The sequence below is a fragment of the Flavobacterium pectinovorum genome (assembly GCF_006438875.1).
In the GTDB taxonomy this organism is placed as follows: Bacteria; Bacteroidota; Bacteroidia; order Flavobacteriales; family Flavobacteriaceae; genus Flavobacterium; species Flavobacterium pectinovorum_A.
Genome location: NZ_RCZH01000013.1, coordinates 1 through 22,687, shown reverse-complemented (window position 1 = coordinate 22,687; position 22,687 = coordinate 1). Strand labels below are relative to the sequence as shown.

24 protein-coding genes and 1 tRNA gene are annotated in these 22,687 nt (G+C 30.9%); 18 read left to right on the top strand and 7 right to left on the bottom strand.

Features of this window, described 5'->3' with window-relative positions; genetic code table 11:
• The first annotated feature begins 57 nt into the window (after positions 1–57).
• The 5 genes from EAH81_RS18395 (at position 58) to EAH81_RS18375 (ending at position 6,012) form a co-directional block, all read left to right on the top strand.
• On the top strand, positions 58–1,242 hold the full coding sequence (locus tag EAH81_RS18395) for an FAD-dependent oxidoreductase (protein ID WP_140509853.1): 1,185 nt from the start codon (positions 58–60) through the stop codon (positions 1,240–1,242).
• A 149-nt stretch (positions 1,243–1,391) separates the two neighbouring features.
• Complete coding sequence (locus tag EAH81_RS18390) at positions 1,392–2,150, top strand: helix-turn-helix domain-containing protein (RefSeq protein WP_140509850.1); 759 nt, start codon at positions 1,392–1,394, stop codon at positions 2,148–2,150.
• Positions 2,151–2,182: 32 nt separating this feature from the next.
• A complete protein-coding gene (locus tag EAH81_RS18385; protein ID WP_140509848.1) occupies positions 2,183–3,349 on the top strand; it encodes an FAD-dependent oxidoreductase in 1,167 nt (388 codons plus the stop codon).
• Positions 3,350–3,546: 197 nt separating this feature from the next.
• Entirely contained in the window at positions 3,547–4,983 is a 1,437-nt protein-coding gene (locus EAH81_RS18380) for an MBOAT family O-acyltransferase (RefSeq protein WP_140509846.1), read from the top strand.
• Between the two features lie 3 nt (positions 4,984–4,986).
• Complete coding sequence (locus tag EAH81_RS18375; protein WP_140509844.1) at positions 4,987–6,012, top strand: alginate O-acetyltransferase AlgX-related protein; 1,026 nt, start codon at positions 4,987–4,989, stop codon at positions 6,010–6,012.
• A 36-nt stretch (positions 6,013–6,048) separates the two neighbouring features.
• Here the strand turns inward: EAH81_RS18375 and lepB are convergent, their stop codons facing one another.
• A complete protein-coding gene (gene lepB / locus EAH81_RS18370) occupies positions 6,049–7,656 on the bottom strand; it encodes a signal peptidase I (protein ID WP_140509841.1) in 1,608 nt (535 codons plus the stop codon).
• Positions 7,657–8,034: 378 nt separating this feature from the next.
• On the opposite strand from lepB, the gene EAH81_RS18365 reads away from it, so the two are divergent.
• From EAH81_RS18365 to EAH81_RS18345, 5 genes are all read left to right on the top strand, one after another.
• Positions 8,035–8,826, top strand: coding sequence for a TlpA family protein disulfide reductase (locus EAH81_RS18365; protein WP_140509839.1), 792 nt, complete (start codon positions 8,035–8,037; stop codon positions 8,824–8,826).
• 40 nt (positions 8,827–8,866) lie between these two features.
• Positions 8,867–9,121 carry an FUSC family protein gene (locus EAH81_RS18360; protein WP_140509836.1) on the top strand — a complete coding sequence of 85 codons (255 nt, stop codon included), beginning with the start codon at positions 8,867–8,869 and terminating at the stop codon, positions 9,119–9,121.
• Positions 9,122–9,177: 56 nt separating this feature from the next.
• Positions 9,178–9,789 (top strand): hypothetical protein, encoded by a 612-nt coding sequence (locus EAH81_RS18355; protein ID WP_140509834.1) that lies wholly within the window; start codon positions 9,178–9,180, stop codon positions 9,787–9,789.
• A gap of 112 nt (positions 9,790–9,901) precedes the next feature.
• A complete protein-coding gene (locus tag EAH81_RS18350; RefSeq protein ID WP_140509831.1) occupies positions 9,902–10,324 on the top strand; it encodes a hypothetical protein in 423 nt (140 codons plus the stop codon).
• Positions 10,325–10,440: 116 nt separating this feature from the next.
• Positions 10,441–10,830, top strand: coding sequence for a hypothetical protein (locus EAH81_RS18345; RefSeq protein ID WP_140509829.1), 390 nt, complete (start codon positions 10,441–10,443; stop codon positions 10,828–10,830).
• A gap of 66 nt (positions 10,831–10,896) precedes the next feature.
• On the opposite strand, the gene EAH81_RS18340 is transcribed toward EAH81_RS18345, so the two are convergent.
• Positions 10,897–12,096: a PQQ-binding-like beta-propeller repeat protein gene (locus tag EAH81_RS18340; RefSeq protein WP_140509826.1), complete on the bottom strand. Its 1,200-nt coding sequence runs from the start codon at positions 12,094–12,096 to the stop codon at positions 10,897–10,899.
• Positions 12,097–12,368: 272 nt separating this feature from the next.
• Between EAH81_RS18340 and EAH81_RS18335 the strand changes: the two genes are divergently transcribed.
• From EAH81_RS18335 to EAH81_RS18325, 3 genes are all read left to right on the top strand, one after another.
• Positions 12,369–12,713 carry a hypothetical protein gene (locus EAH81_RS18335; protein WP_140509824.1) on the top strand — a complete coding sequence of 115 codons (345 nt, stop codon included), beginning with the start codon at positions 12,369–12,371 and terminating at the stop codon, positions 12,711–12,713.
• Between the two features lie 78 nt (positions 12,714–12,791).
• Positions 12,792–13,382 carry a hypothetical protein gene (locus EAH81_RS18330; protein ID WP_140509822.1) on the top strand — a complete coding sequence of 197 codons (591 nt, stop codon included), beginning with the start codon at positions 12,792–12,794 and terminating at the stop codon, positions 13,380–13,382.
• Positions 13,383–13,421: 39 nt separating this feature from the next.
• On the top strand, positions 13,422–13,880 hold the full coding sequence (locus EAH81_RS18325) for a hypothetical protein (protein WP_140509820.1): 459 nt from the start codon (positions 13,422–13,424) through the stop codon (positions 13,878–13,880).
• 213 nt (positions 13,881–14,093) lie between these two features.
• Here the strand turns inward: EAH81_RS18325 and EAH81_RS18320 are convergent, their stop codons facing one another.
• Complete coding sequence (locus EAH81_RS18320; RefSeq protein ID WP_140509817.1) at positions 14,094–14,996, bottom strand: hypothetical protein; 903 nt, start codon at positions 14,994–14,996, stop codon at positions 14,094–14,096.
• Positions 14,997–15,354: 358 nt separating this feature from the next.
• Here EAH81_RS18320 and EAH81_RS18315 point away from each other — a divergent pair, with 358 nt between their 5' ends.
• Positions 15,355–16,002, top strand: a complete 648-nt coding sequence (locus EAH81_RS18315) for a hypothetical protein (RefSeq protein ID WP_140509815.1) — start codon at positions 15,355–15,357, stop codon at positions 16,000–16,002.
• Positions 16,003–16,063: 61 nt separating this feature from the next.
• Complete coding sequence (locus EAH81_RS18310) at positions 16,064–16,993, top strand: DUF2268 domain-containing putative Zn-dependent protease (RefSeq protein WP_140509813.1); 930 nt, start codon at positions 16,064–16,066, stop codon at positions 16,991–16,993.
• A gap of 64 nt (positions 16,994–17,057) precedes the next feature.
• Here EAH81_RS18310 and EAH81_RS18305 read toward each other — a convergent pair whose 3' ends face one another.
• On the bottom strand, positions 17,058–17,471 hold the full coding sequence (locus EAH81_RS18305; RefSeq protein WP_140509811.1) for a helix-turn-helix domain-containing protein: 414 nt from the start codon (positions 17,469–17,471) through the stop codon (positions 17,058–17,060).
• Positions 17,472–17,534: 63 nt separating this feature from the next.
• Between EAH81_RS18305 and EAH81_RS18300 the strand changes: the two genes are divergently transcribed.
• Positions 17,535–17,714, top strand: coding sequence for a hypothetical protein (locus EAH81_RS18300; protein WP_140509809.1), 180 nt, complete (start codon positions 17,535–17,537; stop codon positions 17,712–17,714).
• A 10-nt stretch (positions 17,715–17,724) separates the two neighbouring features.
• Here EAH81_RS18300 and EAH81_RS18295 read toward each other — a convergent pair whose 3' ends face one another.
• Positions 17,725–19,029, bottom strand: a complete 1,305-nt coding sequence (locus EAH81_RS18295) for a M20/M25/M40 family metallo-hydrolase (protein WP_140509807.1) — start codon at positions 19,027–19,029, stop codon at positions 17,725–17,727.
• Between the two features lie 414 nt (positions 19,030–19,443).
• Between EAH81_RS18295 and EAH81_RS18290 the strand changes: the two genes are divergently transcribed.
• Together EAH81_RS18290 and EAH81_RS18285 are read left to right on the top strand one after the other, a co-directional pair.
• Positions 19,444–20,349 (top strand): LytTR family DNA-binding domain-containing protein, encoded by a 906-nt coding sequence (locus tag EAH81_RS18290; RefSeq protein ID WP_140509804.1) that lies wholly within the window; start codon positions 19,444–19,446, stop codon positions 20,347–20,349.
• A 101-nt stretch (positions 20,350–20,450) separates the two neighbouring features.
• Positions 20,451–21,605, top strand: coding sequence for an acyltransferase family protein (locus tag EAH81_RS18285; protein ID WP_161595829.1), 1,155 nt, complete (start codon positions 20,451–20,453; stop codon positions 21,603–21,605).
• A gap of 363 nt (positions 21,606–21,968) precedes the next feature.
• Here the strand turns inward: EAH81_RS18285 and EAH81_RS18280 are convergent.
• Positions 21,969–22,043: transfer RNA gene (locus EAH81_RS18280), tRNA-Val, on the bottom strand.
• Between the two features lie 406 nt (positions 22,044–22,449).
• On the bottom strand, positions 22,450–22,687 hold a 238-nt coding region (locus EAH81_RS18275), incomplete at its 5' end, for a GIY-YIG nuclease family protein (RefSeq protein ID WP_206669092.1).

Sequence of the window (22,687 nt, the reverse complement as noted above, 5' to 3'; positions counted from 1 at the left end):
TATTTTCCACCTTAATTATTGACCATTTCTTTGCACTACAAATAAAAGGTATCAAAAATGGAAGCATTAAAAGAAATAAATTTAATAGAAAATAAGAATATAGCAATTGTAGGCGGCGGTCCTGGCGGACTTACTTTAGCAAGGCTTTTGCAGCTTAAAGGAGCAAATGTAAAAGTCTACGAAAGAGACGAAAACAGACATACAAGATTGCAGGGCGCAACACTCGATTTGCACTTTGAATCGGGGTTGAAGGCTATTGAAGCGGCTGGTTTGTTGGATGCTTTCAAAGCAAATTACAGGCCTGAAAACGACAAATATCGTGTTGTGGATCAAAACGGAATCATTTTTTATGACGATCATGAAAAAGAATCAAGCGCTGATTTTGGCGACGAATGGTTTAGACCTGAAATTGATCGCGGACCTCTAAGAGATATATTACTGGACTCGCTGGAGCCGGAAACAGTGGTTTGGGACAGTCATATTGTTTCGCTTGAAAACAATGATAATGTCTGGAAAATCATCTTCAAAAACGGAAATACTGTAAATGCCGATATTATAATTGGTGCTGATGGCGCAAATTCTAAAATTCGTCCGTTTGTTACGTCAATAAAACCAGTATATTCCGGCGTTACCTATATAGTTGGTAATACAGAAAATTTAGAAAAAAATACTCCCCGAATTAATAACTTATTAAAAGGCGGAAAAATATCGGCAATGGCAGATTCTAAAACCTTGTTTTTAAGTGCTAAAGGCGATGGAAGTCTGGATTTTTATATTGGTTGGAAAACAGACGAAGATTGGGCTGAAAAAAGTGGAATTGATTTTAAAAATTCCCAACAAGTTTTAGCATGGTTTAAAGAAGAATTCAAGAATTGGGATGCTATTTGGGACGAATTATTTACAGAGAATGAAACTTATTTTGTTCCAAGACCTTTATACGGAATGCCATTTGACCAAAATTGGGAAACACAATCTAATATTACTTTGCTTGGTGATGCGGCGCATTTGCTGCCTCCAAATGGCGAAGGCGTAAACATGGCAATGCTCGATGCGCTTGAATTATGCGAAGTTCTAACCAATGGAAAATTTGCGGATGTAAAATCGGCAATTGCTGCTTATGAAAAAGAAATGTTTGAAAGATTTGTAGAAGAAGAAAAAGTAACGGCAGATTTTATGGATTTTATGTACTCTCCAAAAGGACTGGAAATGATGGTCGGAATGTTTCATGAATTGCCTAATTGATCAATTATTCTTTAATCAAAATTCACTTCTTACAGTAAGATTAATTCTATCTTAGCAATTGAAATATTAAAACGATAGTTTGATTGCTTGCACAACGGATTAATAATTTTAGAAAAACAAATCCTGTATAAGAATAAAAAATATTCAAAATGACAACCGACGAAATTCAATATAAAAAAAACTTACCCGACAAATCTATACAAGATTTTGTCGAATGTTTTTGGATGGTTGAAAATTCAACAGGAGTTGATAAAGAGGTTATTGTAATGCCTGATGCTAATTTTGATTTGGTTTTTTCGAAGGATAATGATCAGCCTTTTCAGATTTATTTACTGGGACTTGGCACTTTATATGATAAAAGAAGGCTAGATGCGAATACTAAAATGTTCTTTATTAGTTTCAAACTTTTGGCTGCCGAGTATATATTTCAGCAATCTATAGCAGATCTTCTAAATGAATTTCGGCTATTGCCAAATGACTATTTAGGTTTTGAGGAATCGGATCTTGGTGATTTTGATGCGTTTTGTATTAAAGCTACTCAAGCTATAATACAATTAATACCAAAGAATATTGACAGCCGAAAACAAAAACTGTTTGAGTTGATTTATACTTCAAATGGAGAATTGACAATTAAGGAATTCTCTGAAAAAACTTTTTGGACAAGCAGGCAGATAAACCGTTATTTTACCAAGTATTTTGGAATTTCCTTAAAAGCATACTGCGGATTTTTACGCTTCCGAATTTCTTTTAATCAACTCAAAAAGGGAGAACTTTTCCCCGAACTTAACTTTTCTGATCAGGCGCATTTTAGTCGGGAAGTCAAAAAACTATCCGGTGTAAATCCGCGGGAGTTATCCCGAAATGAAAACGACCGATTTATTCAAGTTTCCGCCATAGACAACAAGTAATTTTGTACTGTTAATATTAAAGACAGTAAAAAATGTTATTAAAAGATAAAAAAGCAGCAATCATAGGCGGTGGACCTGTGGGGCTTACAACTGCAAGACTTTTGCAGCAAAAAGGCGTTGATGTAACCGTATATGAATGGGATAAAGATGCGCAATCAAGAATATCAGGAGGAACACTCGACATTCATAAAGGTTCAGGACAACTCGCGCTCGAAGAAGCCGGTTTATTAGATCTATACTATTATTATGCGCGCCCTACGGGTGAACGCAGCGTAGATATTGAAACTAATATTCTGGAAGAAAGCATGCCTACGGAAGAAAATAAGTACGATCGTCCGGAAATTGACAGAAACGATTTGAGAAAAATTCTGCTGGACAGTTTGGATAAAAATACGGTTGTTTGGGACAGCAAATTAAAAGATCTTGAAAAATTAGAAAATCAATATCGTCTACATTTTAAAAACGGAACAACAGCACTGGCCGACTTTGTAATTATTGCGAATGGTGGAAAAAGCAAAACCAGAAAATTTGTTACGGATATTGAACCACAATATACGGGTACATATATCATTCAGGGTGAAGTTCTTAATCCTGAAATTAATTGTCCTTCTTTTAAAAATCTTTGTAAAGAAGAAAATACAATGGCACTGGCAGAACAAAAAATGCTTTTTTGCCAGGTAAAAGCGAACGGGGCTTTGAATTATTATCTTTCTTTTAAAATCGATGAAAATTGGGTCGAAAAAGAAAATATGGATTTCTCCAATAAAGAAATGGTACTTAATTATTTGGATAAACTATTCGTGAATTGGAATCCAACATTCAAAGAACTTTTTAATGCAACCGATAATTTTGTTGGTTTGCCAATGCGCAGAATGTTTCTGGACAATCCCTGGGAAAGTCAAAGCAATATTACTTTGGTTGGTGATGCCGCTCATGTCATGCCTCCATTTGCCGGAATTGGTGTAAATATTGGATTATTGGATGCTTTACATTTAGCTAAAAATCTTACCGAAGGAGATTTTCCTGATTTGCTTTCGGCTGTAAAAGATTATGAAAGAAAAATGATTGCTTATGCCAGCGAAGCGCAAGAGCAAACGCAAATGGCAGAAGAAGGAATACATTCGGACGAAAGTTTTGAAGAAGGCAGAAAATCTAAAGAAGAATGGGATCAAAAAATATTGGAACCGAACAAAATATAATAACAAACGATTTAAACAAAACCTCCAAAATCAATGAATTTGGAGGTCTTTTGTTTTTGCAATCATAACTAATTTGTGTTTGATCAATTTTATACAGAATTATAAAAAAACTTTCTTATGACACTTATTTTATCCCTTTGAATTTTGAATAAGTGGCACATTGTTGTTTATATTAGCCAAAAATTTCAATTGCCAATATGCTTTTTAACTCCATAAACTTCGTAATATTTCTACCGATTGTTTTTATCTTGTATTGGTTTGTTGCGAAGGAAAATTTAAGACTTCAGAATATTTTTTTACTTGTTTCAAGTTATTTTTTCTATGCTTGCTGGGATTGGAGATTTCTGTTTCTTCTAATCTTTTCGACATTATTAGATTATTATACCGGCATCAAAATGTCTGATGCAAAAAATGAAAGAATAAAAAAGTTTTGGTTTTGGTTGAGCATATCCGTTAATCTTGGTTTTCTTGGTGTTTTCAAATATTACAATTTTTTCATTGAATCCTTTTCGAATGTTTTAAATAGCGCTGGATTAAATTTTGATGTCTGGACATTAAAAATTATTTTGCCTGTTGGTATTTCCTTTTATACATTTCATGGTTTATCATATGTAATCGACATTTATAAAAACCGAATAAAAGCAGAGAAGAATTTCATAGATTATTCGCTTTTTGTGAGCTTTTTTCCCTTATTAGTAGCGGGTCCAATAGAACGAGCGACACATCTTTTGCCACAAATTCAGCAAAAAAGAACTTTTAATTATGCCAATGCAGTAGATGGTTTAAGGCAGATTTTATGGGGTTTATTCAAGAAAATCGTCATTGCAGATCAGTGTGCCGAGTTTGCAAACCAGATTTTTAATAATTCAGCGGGATATTCAGGAAGTGATCATGTATTGGGCGCTATTTTCTTTACTTTTCAAATTTATGGTGACTTCTCCGGTTATTCCGATATTGCTCTGGGAACAGCACGCCTTTTTGGTATAGAATTATTAAGAAATTTTGCGTTTCCATACTTTTCAAGAGATATTGCCGAATTCTGGCGACGTTGGCATATCTCACTTTCTACATGGTTTAGAGATTATCTTTATATTCCGCTTGGCGGAAGTAAAGGAAGTACCTGGAGGAAAGTCAGAAACGTTTTTATTATATTTATTGTCAGCGGATTATGGCACGGCGCAAATTGGACATTTGTGGTTTGGGGATTTTTAAATGCTCTGTATATTCTGCCTTCGATACTATTAAAATCAAATCGAAATAATCTGGATATTGTTGCAAAAGGAAAATATCTGCCAAGTTTAAAAGAGGTATTTTCTATTAGTATCACCTTTTGTCTGACTGTTTTTGCGTGGATTTTCTTTAGAGCAGAAAACTTAAGTCATGCCGCACAGTATATTTCGCAAATGTTTTCAGGTTCCTTATTATCAATTCCTAAAGTAAGACCAACATTTTTATTCGTTTTATTATTATTGTTTATACTTATAGAATGGTTTGGCAGAGAAGGACAATATGCCATTTCTAATCTTGGTTTAAAATGGAAACGCGGCTTTAGATATGCGATGTATTATGCTATTATTGTTGCAATATTCTGGTTTGGCGGTAAAGAATCTCAATTTATTTATTTTCAATTTTAAGCTATGAGAAAATTTATTTTCAAGACTCTCCTATTTACCGTTCCCTTTTTGACTTTATACATCATAACGTCTTTGTTTTATAGTACAAAAGAAACTCCTGATCTATTACGTATTGGTTATATTCCAAATGTTTCCAGCGACTATAGAAAAGTTTTTGATTTTAATAAGCCTAAAAAATTTGAGTTATTGTCTAAATCATCAAACAGAAAATTTAAAATTCTTACTATCGGAGATTCATTTTCTGAACAAGGCGGTATTGGATATAAAAACATATTGGCGAATGATTTTAGCGTTCTTCATGTTAATAGATTTATTTCGGATAATCAGATTCAAACTTTGATTGATTTAACGAATGGAGACTTTTTCGAAAAATACAAAATTGATTATATCGTACTTCAAAATGTAGAACGGTATATAATCGATAATAGCCAAAACATTGATTTCAACGATAAAATGACGACTCACGAGTTGGATAGTTTAGTTTCTGATTTTCAGCCAAAAGAAGAGGTTTTTAAGTATGATTTTTTTTCTGCTGCAACTCTAAAATTCCCGATATCGTCTGCTAAATTTTTCCTTAAAAAGAATTATTTGTCAAATAAAGAAGTTTACAACGTTCAGCTTAACACTACTTCTTTGTTTAGTAACAATTCAGATAAGTTGCTCTTTTTCTATCAGGATCTTGACAAAACCAAAAAAAATAATTTGGTAGAGAATTCGAACAATCTTAACCAGGTTTTAAATACTATTTCTACAAAGCTTAAACAGAAAAACATCAAATTAATCGTCTTGCCATCGCCTGATAAATACGATATGTATTATGACTATATCGTCGATAAAAAGAATTTTACAAAACCTGTTTTCTTTGAGAATTTCAGAAAATTAAAGAAAGACTATATTTACATTGACTCAAAAGAAATACTGTCAGAACAATTAAACATTCAAAAGGATATTTACTTTTTTGATGATACACATTGGTCACCGATATCTGCTAAAATAATAGCATACGAAATCAAAAAAGTAATAAAATAAAAAAAGCTCCATCAGAAATGGAGCTTTTTTTAATGTTTACGCCTTTGCCTTTTTCTTTATTAATTTTTTAGCTCCAATATAAAGAAGCACTAAAACTATAAAATGAATTAGATACGATTTAGGTTCCTTATTCCCATTTACAACAGAAAATACGCGGTCCCATCTTACTTTATTAAGCCCTTTCCCATCCTTATTCCAGCTAAACCAAATAAATACAGGTTTTCCTAATACGTGATCAAAAGGAACATATCCCCAAAAACGCGCATCTAAAGAATTCTGGCGATTGTCCCCCATCATCCAGTAATAATCTTGTTTGAAAGTATAACTGACGCTGACTTTGCCGTTAATTATAATTTCATTTCCATTTACTTTTAGCGTATTTTTTTCATATTCCTGAATGATTCTTTTGTAAAAAGGAAGCGTTTTTAGATCTAATTTAATCGTTGCACCTTTTTTCGGAATGTATATTGGTCCAAAATTGTCAACGTTCCAACCTAAAGAAGCAATATGCGGAAAAACACCTTCGTCTGTTCCTTTTGGGGATAAATATTTTTTAACGCTTTTTACAACCGGATTATTGGCGATAAAAGCAGCTTCTTTATCCGTTAATGTCAGGAAATATTCGCCATTTCTTGTCAAGGCAAAATCACCATTTTCATATTTCATTCCTTCTCTTGCTCCATATCGATTTACAAGGACATCCTGGCTTATAGGCACTCCTTTTGTATCTATTATAAAATTAAACTGAGGTTTGGCACTTTCCGGCATTTGGCTTAATTTTCCGTTAATGTAGATATCTCCGTTTCTGATCTCAAGAGAATCACCGGGAATTCCAACACATCTTTTTACCAGATTTGTCTTTTTGTCAATAGGTTTGTAATAATTTCTGTCCGGTTTAAAATTATCCATATCGCGCAGCGTATCTGCAGGTTGATTAAAAACTACAATCTCCTTTCGCTCGATTTTTTCTATTGCAGGAAATCTAAAATAGGGCAATTGGAATTTGTTTAACAATGACGTTTCCTTTTTTGTAAAATCATCACTAAATAAATAAGATTTAAAACCCGTAAAAGGTATCGAATCATGAACCATAGGCAATGCAACCGTGGTCATGGGCGTTCTTGGACCAAAATTAATTTTGCTCACAAAGAGATAATCACCAATTAATAATGTTTTTTCTAATGACGAAGAAGGAATTGTAAAGGGCTGAATAATATAAGTGTGAACCAATGTTGCAACAATAATCGCAAACAAAAGAGAACTTATAGTATCTCCGGTTTTTGTTGTAGCCGTTAGATCCCTATTCTCAATGTAAGTCAGTTTTTGAGAATTATAATTTAAAAAAGTAATATAAAATCCAAGTGTTACTAAAACCAATATGGTATCAGATGTAGCATTTTTCCCGAAGCTTCTAATGGTTTCAACCCAAACTACCGGAATTATTATAAGATTAATTATGGGGATAAAAAGTAGAATAATCCACCATCGAGGCCGATTTATAATTTTCATTAAAACATATAAATTATAAAAAGGAATAAATGCTTCCAGAGGTTTTCTTCCAGCTTTCAAATAAAGTTTCCAGGTAGATAAACCATGAATAAGTTGCAGGATTAGAATAAAAATGAGCCATTGGGATAAATTCATAAGTTGAGATTTATTTGTTTTTCTTTCTTATATAGGTATGATTTTAACTAATATGTTACACAATGTTTTAAAATAAATTTCTAATCGATTATAAAAACTTAAGTTTTTGTTAATTTTTCACATCACGATCGAATTCCGAATAACTTTGAAAATGGCTAACGCTCTATGGTTCTTTGGCTTGTTTACGATTTTTTTTTTGAAGAGGTTTTATATGTGGATCTACTAAAATTTTTAAAACAATTAGAATAAAGATTTTTCTTATATTCGTCATTGTTAAATTTATTTTTATGGAAAGTACACAACTTAAACAGCATAAATAGGAGCCATTTTTATATCAACTATTAAAAAACTAAACTTTACTTATAACCAATTAAAAAAATGAAAAAAATACTCCTTTTTGCTCTATTAATTATTGCTCAATCGTTCTACGGACAAGATAAAGTGGTTAAGAAACCTGAATATGTGCTTTTAATAAACAATGAAATTTCAACAAAAGAAAAACTTGAAGAATATGGCGCCAATGGTTATGTAAAATCAATGAACAAAGGAGTTTCTGAAAAGGAAAGAGAGGAATTAGTGAAAAAGTTTGGAGATAAAATTGGAGACAAAGAATTTGTAATTACTGTGGCACTTTTTACCGAAGAGGAAAAAAAGGAAAACGAAAAAAGGATCAATTCACAACCAATTGAAGCTAAAAAAAGCGTTGCACAACCTGAAGAATATATTTTAAAAGTGAATGATAAAGCAAAGGATTTTACTTTAAAACTAGTTGATGGTAAAGAAGTAAAACTATCTGATTTAAAAGGTAAAATTGTGCTTGTAAATTTCTGGGCAACTTGGTGTGCGCCTTGTTTAATGGAGTTTTATGATATTCCATCAAAAATTCTTGAGCCAAATAAAGCGAATGATTTTGTGTTTTTGGCAATCTCAAAAGGAGAAAGCCAAGAGAAAGTGATGAAAAAAGTAGAAAAATTAAGAAAAGACGGAATTGATTTTAATTATGGAATTGATCCAAACGAGAAAATATGGAATGAATATGGAATGAATTCAATTCCAAAGAATTTTTTAATAGATCAGGAAGGTGTTATTAGATTTGTAGCAACCGGAAATGCTCCCGGAAATCTAGAAAATATTGTAGCCGAAATAAATAAATTATTACCTAATAAATAAACATTTAAACCAAACCAAAAATAAAAACCAATCAATACATATGGACAAAAAAGAACTATCACAATTAACGGATCAAGAATTATTGCAAGAAGCTAAAAAGTTGAAAACCGCTTCGATAACGAATGCTTTATTAATTGGATTTCTTATTGGGGTTATATTTTATAGTGTTGTAAAGAGTACTGTAGGACTTTTTACTCTAATCCCTTTATTTTTTGCGTACAAATTGATCAATAATTCAAAATACAAGAAAGAAGAATTAGAAAGTCTTTTGAAAGAGCGAAATTTGAAAGCATAAAATGTATAAAATCAATTTTATAAGGGATATAAGCTCGGCTAGTTTGTCATAAATCTATGGAAAAAACAACAAGAACAAAGCGCCCAATAATCTGGACAACAATGATTTGCTGCGTTTATCTTTTGCTGATAATATTTTATCATCATATAAATAAGAATTTATCAGGAGTTCTCTACATCTTCCTGACATTGCTAATTGCAATAACTTTTATAACGATAATTGTTTACGTAATCAAAGGAATTATTGAACTTGTCCGAAACAGACAAAACTTAAATTTTAAATCTTGTTTCCCCATAATAATTTGTTCAATAACACTTTTATATACTTTTTTATCTCCTTACAGACTTGATTCTGAAAATCTTGAAAGCAAAGTAGAATTTAGAGCTTGCTATGAGGGAACTCAAAATCAAGCTTATATTCTTTTTCGTAAAGACAAAACATTTGAGATAAATTGGACAGGTGTTTTTGGATACAATGAATGGTGGACTGGAAAGTGGACAAAAAAAGGTGATATTTTATCCCTTAAATATGATAATGAAAAGAATGAACAACTAGGCGATACAATCTTAATAGCAAATGATTTCTTAAATCCAATTGCTAAATCATTTGACAAAGTGAAATATCCCAGACCAATGTTTTATCTTGGATATTGCAGACATGAAAATTAATATCTTGCAATAGTATTTCTTATTCTGGTCCTAAAAATAAATATTGACTTAGGCATAAAGTCAATATAATTGGATTTTATTTAATCTTTAAACAAACTAGCACTAGTTTCTCATGAAAAACATTACAAGAAACAAAATACTGATTATTGTTTATATACTAATAGTAGGTTCAACTTTCTTTTTTTTAATAGAAAGAGAAAAGGAATTTTGGCGCAAAGCAGCTTTATTTGGACTTGGAGTAACGACTGTCGTATTATATATTAGAAATATTAATAGTATTATTTATTACAGATTCATTGATGATGTTTTAATTATTCGTCAAATGTTCACAAAGCAAAAACATTACAGTTTACAAACTGTTTCAAGTTGGAGTGAAAATCAATATGAATTATTAGGAATTGAAACTGGAAGAAATATAGTTTTAAGTATAAACGGAGGAACTAAAATTATTTTGTCTAAAAGCAATTCTAAAGATTTTGAAAAGCTGTCAGATTATTTGAATGAAAATTTTCCTGACGCCTTTGAAAATAAATAAGAATTAACGGTTTTGCAATAATAAAAAATTACCTTTTTTGCCTATTAACCCGAGTTGATTATATGAACGTGATAAAAAAAAATAGAACTAGACTGTCATTCCTATTAATTCTTTTTATGTTTCAAAATATTGATGCTAGAAGTTTAAAAGCAATAACTAAAGATGATTGCGAAGAAAAAAATGTTTCGCTGAAATCGGAGCATTCGTATAAATACAAATATTTCTTTTTTAGACAAACCAATCACAAAAAAGTAAAGCGCATCGATAAAGTAGTGGATGAAAATGGAAAAGAAATAATCAAAATTACAATGAAATCAACTGAAAGTGGTGATGAATATAATTTCAGAAAATTTCATCGATTAGTAATTATTGGAAAAGAAATTCAGGAAGTTATCTATGTTATTGGTCAGGAAAACGGAAAAGTAATTACTTATAATTTTTGCGGAGAAAAAATAAATACACTTAATATGAAAGCAGACGATTTATTAGAAAAATACAGATTTTAAGAATGGAGTAAATAAATATTGCTGAAATAAAAAAAGCTGACTCGTATTGAGTCAGCTTTTTTCTTGTTATCGAATTAGTTTTAGATATGCGTTATAAACGTCGTCTTTAATAGACGTTCGCAGATAAACTTCGTTTTCGTCTTTTGTTTTCAAGTCAAATTGAATTAAAGCCGCGTCAGAATAATAAAACAAGGAATCATCCACTGGAAATTCAAAATTTGAAATTGGTTGGGTTGTTAATTTTACTTCCGTTGCTATTTCGCCATTTGTTAAGTCTATCTGAAAAAGTTTTGCTTTATGCGTATATCCCCAAATATTGTCACTTTCTTCCGTGATGTATTCGATATTGTCACCTTTAAAGTCTGTTTTCCATAACTGAGTTCCAGTTTTTGAATCTACAGCATATACAGAAGAAACTTCTGGACCTTGTGCTGCAAAATATACTTTTTTGTCTTTGCACAAGATGCGTTCCTTGATATTATTTTGATTTTCATCTAATTTAAATTGCCAAACAATTTCCAGATTGTTAGGATTTAAGGCATAAAGTACATTTTTTTCATTTGCTATAAATATATTTTCACCATCTGTTACAGCTTTTCCATGCAAAGGTTCTTCAAAAGTTTTTTGAGAAAGAACTTTTCCTGTATTTGCTTCAAAACTGTAGAAAGTGGATCCGCTTTGAGTGAAAATTTTGTTGTCAAAAAACAAAACGGGAATATCATTATTGGGAGAATCTAATTTGTGACTCCATATTAAACTGCCGTCTTTTATGTTAAGGGCATAAATAGTACCGTTTTGAGAAGTTATATAAAGCTTTCCGTTGTTTATAACAGGAATTTGATCTTTTAGTATAATTTGATCTGTAGTATTGCCGATTCTTGATTTCCAAAAAACTTCACCGGTTTGGTTATCAATTGCAAAAATTTCACCGTTGATAAACGGAATATATATTACTCCGTCTTGAAGCGTTATTTTATTTGCGCACATTTCTGTCTTGGAATCCGTGGCTTTTGCAATCCAATTAATATGTTCGGCTTCTAAATCAAATGACATAAGTGAACCGTCATAATCATAAATTAAGATTGAAGCTTCATCTAATGCCACTTTTTTAAGCGGAGTTAAAACTTTATGAGAAACTACATCATTTGAGGTTACAACGTTATTACCAGAATTATCAGTTTTGTCAGATTTTGAAATCGTTGCTGTTTGCCCAAAGATATTTATAACAGTAAATACAAATAAAAGCGTTACGAGGTTTTTTTTCATTTTTAAAATTTTGTTTTGATAAAAGACTGATTAATAATTGATTAAATTATTAAAAATCAATAATTTAAATATTCCGCTCAAGTCAATATCTACGCCAAATATAGTGAAATTTTATTATTGCGTTTTAGAAGTTTATCCGATAAATTATTTCTAATTCAATTTCAAAAAGCCACTAAATTGTAGTAAAGATATTTCTTATATTCGCTTGACGAAAACCAATTTTTAGCCACGAAACATTATAAATAAGTTGGTAAAAAGACAATTAAATAAGAATGAAAAAATACGAGCTCTACTGGAAAAATATTAATATTGGTTCGCTGATTGAAACCAATTGGGAAATGAGAAGTTATGGCAATATTTCGTTTAATCCTGTTCTTTTGATTAAGACTTCTGAGAATAGAGATCTCATAAAGCTTATTGAAAATTCGGTTAAAGCCAGTAAATATTTGGATGAAGGAGATGATGACAATTATGATAGGATGTGCGAGGAGGCAAATAATTTTCTTGACTTAATTAATAGCCCTGATTGGTACGTGATTAATGACAAAAGTGAAATAATAAAAATTCTTTGTCCTATGTTTCATGAAAATAATGAAATCACCTGGCAAGATAAATAATATAAGCAAGTTGTGTGTTATTATGGAAAAATAGAAATCCCAAGAAAATAATGAAATCTCCAAAACCGAGTATAAATTATGAAGTTCAAAATTAAACATATTCTACTTCCATCCTTTCTGATATTTTGCTCTTTTGCAAAACTTCAAAACCAAAATATTAAAAATGATAAAACTGGATTTTCAGAAATCTGTTTAAAAATTAGCAGCGATTTTGAACCGGAAGATGAACTCGGATATATATATAATAACAAAACAATAAAGTTTATACGTTTACCCGAATTTAGTAAAGCATTAAAAGCTATTTCTAAATATGATTTGGATAAAAATGCAAAATATAAAATTGAACAAAGTAATTCCGGAAAAATCGAAAAAATAGTTTGGAAGAATATTACAAAAGGAAGCAAATTTATAAGTCTTGAAAAGTTAACTTTCAAAACTATAATTGAACAGAAATTTAGCGGAGGAATAGTTAGAAATGAGTTTACAATTATTGATTATCATATAACTAGAAATGAAAAACCAAAGAAAATTTATTTTAGAATTCTTCAAAATGATTTCGGAAAACTTACAATTGACAATGTTTTGTATACAGGACTTTTTGAAAGTAGATTATTAGGAATTGACGATGCTGAAGAAGAATTTGACATACTTTTGAATAAAAAAAACTGACTAATTATCGCAAAAAAAACATCATTACAAAAAACAAATATGACCAAAAGAGAAACCGATCTAAACGAAATAAAAAGACTTTTAGCTGAGAAAGATAGTGATGGAGTTTATGATAAAGCTTTTGGCTTTATTAATTTTTATACAGAAGACGAGGAGATTTTATTACTTCTTTGTCAAATATTTGAATCAGATTGGCACAAAGCTCATGAAGATATGGCTCGGGCATTTCAGGGTATTTCAAATCCAATAACTGCAGAAACCTTATTTAAAGTTACATTTTCGGATTTTGAAAATTACAACTGGAATGAAAATTATCCCATGCAAAGAAAGTGTGTCTGGGCACTTGCAGACATTGGAACTGATGAGGCTATAAACTATTTAAAACAAATAGAACAACAAGCTAATGAAACAATCGCGGCATTTGCAACAAAAAGATTGCTAAACTGGGAATCTGAACTAGGACGAAAAGGACCACTTTCTCAATTTGAGAATTCGTAAAGAAAAAAAGCAAAACGAAAAAAAATATACAATAATATTTCTTTCTCAAAGACGGAACATTAATACTGTGGGAATTGCGCGGGAATTTTTTAATAAATTTCCCGAAGGATTTTTTTGAAAAGCAAGGTTATATCTGTAAAGAAATTAAATTATAAAATGGCCATGCTCAACAGCAATCAAAAATAATAGCAGAGGTTTTGTATCACCAATTAACTATTCGATTCTTTGTCGTTTTGCATTTGTATATTTCGTTCCATCATAATACAATAAATTGTCCCACATTATATCAGTATCGGGTTTTGAATTTCTTGTCAATAGATAAGGAAGTCTATTTTTCATTACAGGTACAACCTGTAAATTATTAATGTTTTCGGGTTCTGTGCTTTTGTATAAAACTTTAAAATCTTCCCCTTTAAGTAAAACTATGTAGGCAGAATTCTCAGAATTAACTACTGATAGTATAGAGTCGCTTTTAGCAAAGAAAATATGTGTTCCGCTATTCTCAAGTCCAGAATAAGATTTAGGTACGTTGAGTTTAGTGAGTAGTTTTTGAGTTAATACAGTATCTTTTGTTATTTTATAATTTGCAGTTTCAAGGCTTTTCTCAGAATTACTAATAGCATAACAATTTTCTGATTTGATTTTCTTATCAGTCTTGTAAACAGCTATAAAACAAGGCGAAATATCTTGATTTAGATATTCTACACGAACAAAATCTGCGTTGCAAACAAATTTATTATTCTCGTCATAGATTGCAAGTTTTGAAAGTCCTCTTAAATCAAAATGTTTTGCCGATAAACTCGCCGGAAACCTGCTCCTGCTGTTCTCATCATCTTTGTAAATCAATGAGTCTGTCAGTTTTTCTAATTTATTATATTCTGGTGTGGTAATTTCGTCTTTATTGAAGTAAAGCTCAATGTAAGCTTCGTTTTTATTCGAAAAATAGAATTTGTTTATGAATCCCAGATAATGGATATTCTCATTTAATTCGGCTATTTTTTTTTCGTTCTTTAAAGGCTGATTTTTCAAACTGGCACTATTTGCTATGTTTGATTTCTCCCTGTTAGAACAACTAAAAGTTACTAAAGCAATTGTCAATACTATTAATATTCTCATTTATTTTTTGTCTTAAATAAGTGGCTAATATAAAAAACAATCCTTTCTAAGTTATTAATTGAATATTAATTTTCTACATGCTATTTGTACTTAAACGAGTTTTTATTTTAAGGATATGAATTACGTGTCGTAAAGTTTTTTCTATTTTAGCTAAAACATTCTCTTCCGACATATAATAAGAATGATAATATAGAAATTTATAATGCTATGGTTAATAAATCTCGCGCAAAGTCGCAAAGCCGCCAAGTTTATATACATATTTTCTTTGCGACTTCGCCTATTTTTTTTAGTCTTAATTGTCTAAAAAAAATTAACTTAATAACATTGGGCTATAGGACAATTTGAAAAAAAGCTAAAAATGAAAAAACACATAATAGTATTGATTTTGGCAACAATTGGACTTTCTTCCTGTAAGAAAGATAGTAAATCAACGCCAAATAGTGTTAATAAATTGACACTAGATTCAGCAAAAAAGAAACCATCAATTTATACCCAATATACATATACTGATTCTGTTGGTAAAAGTTTAATTATACAAAATAGCTTTCCAAAAGGCGGAACGAAATATACTGATCCTAATGGTGAAGTATATGTTTATGCTGTATTTTGGACTCGAATAAGTAACGAAACAAATAATCCTCTGGAATTGAAGATTAACTTTCCTTTAGATTCATACCAAATTCCGTCTTTACCTAATGAATACTTTAAAATAGTGGTTCCGTCCGAAACAATGACAGTTGACAAAGAAGCCTTGTTTAATTATGGTTTAAAAGATTTAGAATCTTTATTAGACAATAATATTCATAAATCGTCTTCGCTGAAAAGAACTATCAAGCCAAAAGAATCACATGGTTTTTATGTCGTATTGCTCTCTCCTATTAATGGTGCACATGGTACTTTGCGAACCGGATTTAGTCTAAAAGGGCAAAATCTTTTTTATAAAATTAATGATAAAGAAATTCCTTCCGGAAGCATTAATTTAACAAATTTGACGTTAAAGAAATAAACAGAAAGCCACGAAATATTGTACGGCATTTTATAAAAAACTCCGTTAAAAATCATCAGATATGAAGTTAAACCTTGTTATTACAACACTTTTTATTGTTTTTTCTAATTTCCTTTTTGGACAAAGTAATTTCTCAGACAATCCTTATGATGCTGTTTTTGAAACCAAAGATTCAAAAAACTTTTGGGAAGCATTTGACAAAATGGACCAATCAAAACAGAATCCATTTATGGATTATATGCAAAAAGGCTCTCCAGGTGTTAAAGGGTTTACTGAAAACAGAATAATCAATGCGGATTCTCTTTTTGTAGTTGTGAAGAAAAGAAAAGCAGATTATGAACTTTCCAGAAATGTTTTGGATGGTCTTTCTTCTAAGGAAAAGAGAATTAGAGCAATTTATAGTGCTTTAAAATATTGGTATCCAAAGGCAAAATTCCCTCCAGTTTATTTTGTTTATGGAAGGTTTAATTCCGGAGGAACTTCTTCTCCAGATGGAATTATTGTTGGAATTGAAAAGCTTAAAAATCTGGATGGCATTTCAGGTTTAATAGCACATGAACTTATTCATTATCAGCAAAACATAACAGGCAAAGATATGTTGTTGAAATGGTGTTTGCTTGAAGGCGGTGCAGATTTTGTTGGTGAACTTATTTCAGGAGAATCAATAAATCAGCTTTCATATAAATATGGAGACCAAAACAAGGATAAATTGTGTCAGGAATTTGTAACGAGATTAAAAAATGTGGATTATCAAGATTGGTTATATGGAACTTCCAAGAAAGATGACAGACCAAATGATTTAGGATATTGGATTGGTTATAAAATAATAGAATCTTATTTCAATAAACAAAAAGACAAACAAAAAGCAATTGAAGAAATATTGAATATAAAAGACCCGATGCAATTTTTAAAACAAAGTGGTTTTTTGGATGTATATATTGAAAAGTATCAAAAATCAAAAAAAGAAAATTATGATGAATTTTTCAAATAACAAAAACTTATAAAACAAAAACTCCTCAATTTCTTAAGGAGTTTTTTTATGGACTAATAAAAGATTATTTTCCTTTTATTATATTTTCAAGATATTCGACTTTCTCTTTTTCAGCCTGAACTAAACGTTCGTAAAGTCTTTTATTTTCCTCGTAAGATTCAACTAGCTTATCTAGAGGATTAAAAGTGCAATAGTTTCCTGTGTAAGTGTATATTGGTCCTTTGTTATCAGTAAAACTATTGAAATAATTAATTACGCCTTCTTCTGAAAAATTCTTAATAGCTTCCACGCTTACACCAAGAGCTTTTGCAATTTCCCCAAGTTTTGCATCTTCTATCGTTTCACTGTTTTCAATAGCAGATATAGCTTGCTGATTTGTTCCTAAAGCTTGCGCCAAAGCTTCTTGTTTCATGTCGCGAAGTTCACGAATACGGCTAATTTTTCGCCCTATGTGATTTGGTTTTAATAGTGTGCTCATAGTTCAAAGATATTTAAAATTTCTCAGAAATTTCGCATTTGGTAAAAAACAAGATTAAAATGTGTGATACATTTATATGAAAAAACTCCAAAATCAAATGACTTTGGAGTTTTTGGAAATTTGTGGATCTACAAAACTATTTACGAACCATTTCTTGAAGGATTTAAAGAAAATTTCAGCAAGACACATAATAAAAAAGCCCTGAAAACCAATCATTTTCAGGGCTTTTTTGATTCTTTATAATTTACTTATGTTATTTCAATTGAGTAGGATTTACTCTTGTTGGCGTATCTTTTCCACTAATAATCGAAGAAGAACTTAATGCAATTGATTTTATTATTTGGGTCATGTTATCAATATCTAAGGTTTCAAATTCATCATCGGCTGTGTGATACGTTAGCTCATTATCCATTTTTGAAGTAGAAATGGTATGAGCAGGAACTCCAAGCTTGGCTAATGTAGCGTTGTCTGAGCGGTAAAATAATTGTTGGTCCGGATAAGGATCTGAATAAAATGTAAAATTTGTTCCTGTTAAATTAGTTTGTAAAATCTGCCCCATATTCGACTTTTCGAAGCCTGTAATGTAAGCAGAGTTTTTACCCCATTTAGATTCTGTTCCTATCATTTCAATATTGAACATCGCAATCACTTTTTCTGGCGCAAGCTGTTTAGAAAAATATTTGGCTCCATAACCACCAATTTCCTCAGCTACAAATGTGGTAAAAATAATAGTACGCTCGTTGTTATTTTGTTTTTTAAAATATTTCGCAAGCATAATTACTGCTGTTGTTCCAGCGGCATCATCATTAGCACCATTATAAATAGAATCTGTTGCAGGATGCGGAGCCCCTTCTTCGGGAGAGCCTACTCCTAAATGATCATAATGTCCTGAAAAAATCACATACTCATTTGGTTTAGTTTTTCCGGGTAATATTCCAACAACATTATTCAGTGTTTTTTTGGAGATTATATTCGTTAATTCAACAGAAAAAGTGGTCGCTTCTATGCTACCAAAAACAAACATAATCGTATTGTTTCCAGGATTAGCATTTATTCGATCAATATGTTGAATATTCGGTAAAATTTTGTCAAATGAAGGATCAACAAATACCAAAAGATTTTTTGGACTTTTATAATATTCATTAAATTTCTCGCCAAAGTTATCCCCTTTATTGATTTTTACAATAGCAACATCACTTTTTTCAGTTAAAGAAACTTGAGGAAGGTATGAGAATGTTACAACTTGATTATTATTTATTTCTTTGCCATCAATAGTAATTTTTGAAGAAACTGCTTTAGAGGTAGTCATCGAAAATTCTTGTCTGTAATTCGTTGCCGCATTAAAACTTTTCAAACCAATTGCTGCAAACTCTGATTCTATAAAGGCTGAAGCTTTGTCAATACCGGGAGTAAAAGTTCTCCTGCCCTGCATATCATCAGCCGAAAGTATTTTTTCTATACGAGTTACTTCCTTGTTCGTAATAATTTTATCAATCGATTGTCCCTGTACATTAAAACATTGACTTAAAACAAACATACTTACAATAATTTTTTTCATATTTTACTTTTATAAATAGCATTTTAGTTAAACCAAAAGTACATTAATTATTTGCAAAACTTTGCGCTGGTAAAAGTTTTTAATTGAAAAAATGGATAACATTATTAAATTATAAATTACAATTACATCACTGAAAATGGAGATCGGCATAATCCTGACCTACTTCTCCTCCGCCCGCATGCTGGCTAAATACTTCAGATTATTTGTTATTGTAAACTTCTTTAAGTAAAAAAGGTTTCTCATCGAGAGAAATTTCAAGTCCTTCATCTGGGTTAATATTCCACTTAAACCACAAAAAAGCAAAATATTTTTCATAACATTTTGCTTTTTTTATTTATTATCAAATCCAAATAATTCGAAAAGCCATAAGCCTGCATTTTTTTGTATTTTTATTCCCAAAATAAAATTCTTAATATGCGATTCTATATCAATACAGAACATTTGAGGAATGAAATTGAATATCCTGGACGATATAAATCTCAAAATCTAATAAAAAGTTCAGGTCTGGTTTTTCTTACCCTTCTAACATTCCTTTTAGTATTCAAACCATTTGGTATTTATGATCCGGAACTTAAAATGCATTATTTCTTTATTTGTTTTTTACATGCCTTTGCTCCCGCGCTAATTCTATTTACTTATTTTAGAACACTGAATTATTTTAGAAAATTGAAAAATCATGCACAATGGACTTTGCTTAAAGAGTATATTCATATTGGAGTTCTACTAGTTTTTATTGGTACAACAAGCTTTTTAATGCGTGATGTGCTTTATACCAATCCCAACAACTGGTCATGGCATTATCTTTTTGAAGAAATTAGAAATTGTTTTGTGGCCGGTATCTTCTTTTATTTTTTTCTACGATTATCCAGTTTCTATTTTGAATCCAAAAAAGGTTCTCCATTTGTTCTTCAATTTATTCCACTGGCGGTTAAACCCGAAAAAACAGTCTTAATATCTAATCTTTTTATTAGCACGCAGGTAAAACAAGATGATTTTTTCCTGGATATGGATCAATTACTCTTTGCAAAAGCAGATGGCAATTACATCGAGTTAACAAAATCGAATGACCTTCAAATTACTACAGAAGTAAAAAGAATTTCCTTAACTCAATTTGAAACTCAAGTAACAGATTATCCGCACTTATTTAGATGTCATAGAACCTATTTAGTAAATATGTTTAAGATCGAACAAGTATCCGGAAACTCTCAAGGTTATGAATTATCATTTAAGGAAACTAGCATAAAAATTCCTGTTTCCAGAAAACAAATTGATAATTTTAATAACTGTTATCAAGAGCTTCGCAATAAACATATTGCATAAGCTTGTTGCTTATCACAAAAGCTAGTTATTAGTAACAAGCCTTGCTCTAACTGCTTTTTCTTGTTGTACGTTTGTCATCAATGATTCTAAAACAATTTATTATGCCATCTACAACTCTTAGCGTAAATCAGAATTCCGATTCCTCAAACAAATTATTGTACATAGATAATATAAAAGTTCTATTGACAATTTTGGTTGTACTCCATCACACTTTTATTGCTTACAGTTCTTCTGAAGGCTGGTATTACAATGAACAAACTAACCTTATGTCAGCGCGGATTCTCTCGACGATGTTCATCAGTATTAATCAATCTTTCTTCATGGGATATTTCTTCTTGTTGGCAGCTTACTTTACTGATTCTTCCTATTCTAAAAAAGGGGCTTCTAAGTTTATTAAAGACCGACTAATTCGATTGGGAATTCCTCTGTTATTCTATTGTTTCATTCTTACCCCATTTATTAGCTATTTGGTTTATTATTTTGCAAAAGAACATCATATCACTTATTTCGAATATCTAAACGGATATGACAATTGGATTGACTTAGGGGTAACTTGGTTTGTAGCTGCACTATTGCTTTTTACATTACTTTATGTAGCGGTAAAAAAAATATTCAAAATTAACTTCGACAAACCTGTGGCAGTACCTAACTCGAGTGCTATACTATTATTTGCAGCAGGATTAGGAATTATTAGTTTCTTGGTTAGAATAATATTTCCCGTTGGATGGATTCTTGAGCCAGTTGGATTTCAGCTTGGGCATTTTCCACAATATATTGCATTATTCATTATTGGATTACTGGCTTCAAAAAACAATTGGTTTGATCAACTTTCAGAAAAAACAGGTAGACAGCTCAAAAGATCTGCTTGGTTATGTCTATTGTTTTTTCCAGTATTTCTTATTGTGAAATTTAAACTGAACACACCTTCTTCTTGGTTTTCCGGCGGTTTTCACTGGCAAGCATTATTATACGCCCTATGGGAACAATGGATTGGTATTTCTATTCTAACAACGCTTTTAATTAAAGGTAAAAGAAATTGGAATAATACCTCAGAATTGCTTGCCAAAGCATCTCGCAGTAGTTTTGCCGTTTACATTTTTCATCCGTTAGTTATAGTAGGTTTCACATTAAGCGTGAGAAATTGGGATATTGAGCCCGTAGTAAAACTTTTGGTTATGATTCCTTTAATAGTGTTAGGCAGTTTTTTACTTGGTTTACTAGTTTTATTGATCCCAGGAGTTAAGAAAATTCTTTAATATATCCTTTAAGTGATGAAATTGTAATTTGAAATTTTACTCAGAATCTGGGTCAACACAAAAACCTGTGGAGAAACATAAAACATTTTGTATTGTAAATAATTTTAACGCAAAGCACACTAAGACTAAATTTTACTTTACGCATAGAAAACACAAAGTTCACAAAGCTGCATCGATACAAAGCTTTGCAAAACTTTGTGTTTTTTAAACATACTATTAGATAAAATCTTTGCGGTAAAATTCATTCCTATATTATTTTTGCATTGATTCCGAATCTTAAAATCTTCTAACAAAAGGTTTGAAAGGAGTTCACAAGAAAAAAAAACTCCAAAATCAAATGACTTTGGAGTTTTTTAGATTCTGTGGGCGATGAGGGGTTCGAACCCCCGACCCCCTCGGTGTAAACGAGGTGCTCTGAACCAGCTGAGCTAATCGCCCTATTTTATTAGGTTGCTATCGTTTCATGATTGCGAGTGCAAATATACAGTTAGATTTTGTAATTGCAAGGATATTATGAAAAAAAATAAAAATAATTTTATGCAACGGTACTTACCAGTCTTGCAAAGATTTAAGAGATTAGATATTCTTGAGTTACATCAAAAAAGATTATTTGAGATTTAATTTTCTTTTTTGAGACAACAAAAATAGAAGCAATCCTGGGATGATCCCAATAAAAATTCATAAAATTGCTTTATAACCATAAAAAAACTCCAAAATCAAATGACTTTGGAGGTATTTTAAAAATCTGTGGGCGATGATAGCCTGTTCCGATTTTTCATCGGAAGGTTCGAACCCCCGACCACTTCCGATGAAAAATCGGAATGCTCTGAATCAGCTGAGCTAATTATTTATTTTTAATTAATTCTTGAATTTTTATTCTGCTTTTCCATGCTTTAATTTGTAATTCTCTTTTATGTGCCAGTTCTTTTGTTTCATAATTTTCGGTATAAACTACTTTCCAGTCATTTACATTTCCTATAAAACCTTTGCTTTTTTGATTATGACGAAGAAGTCTTTCTTCTAAATTAGAAGTAAATCCAATATAGAATCTATTCTTGCTTTCGCTAAATAAGATGTAAACA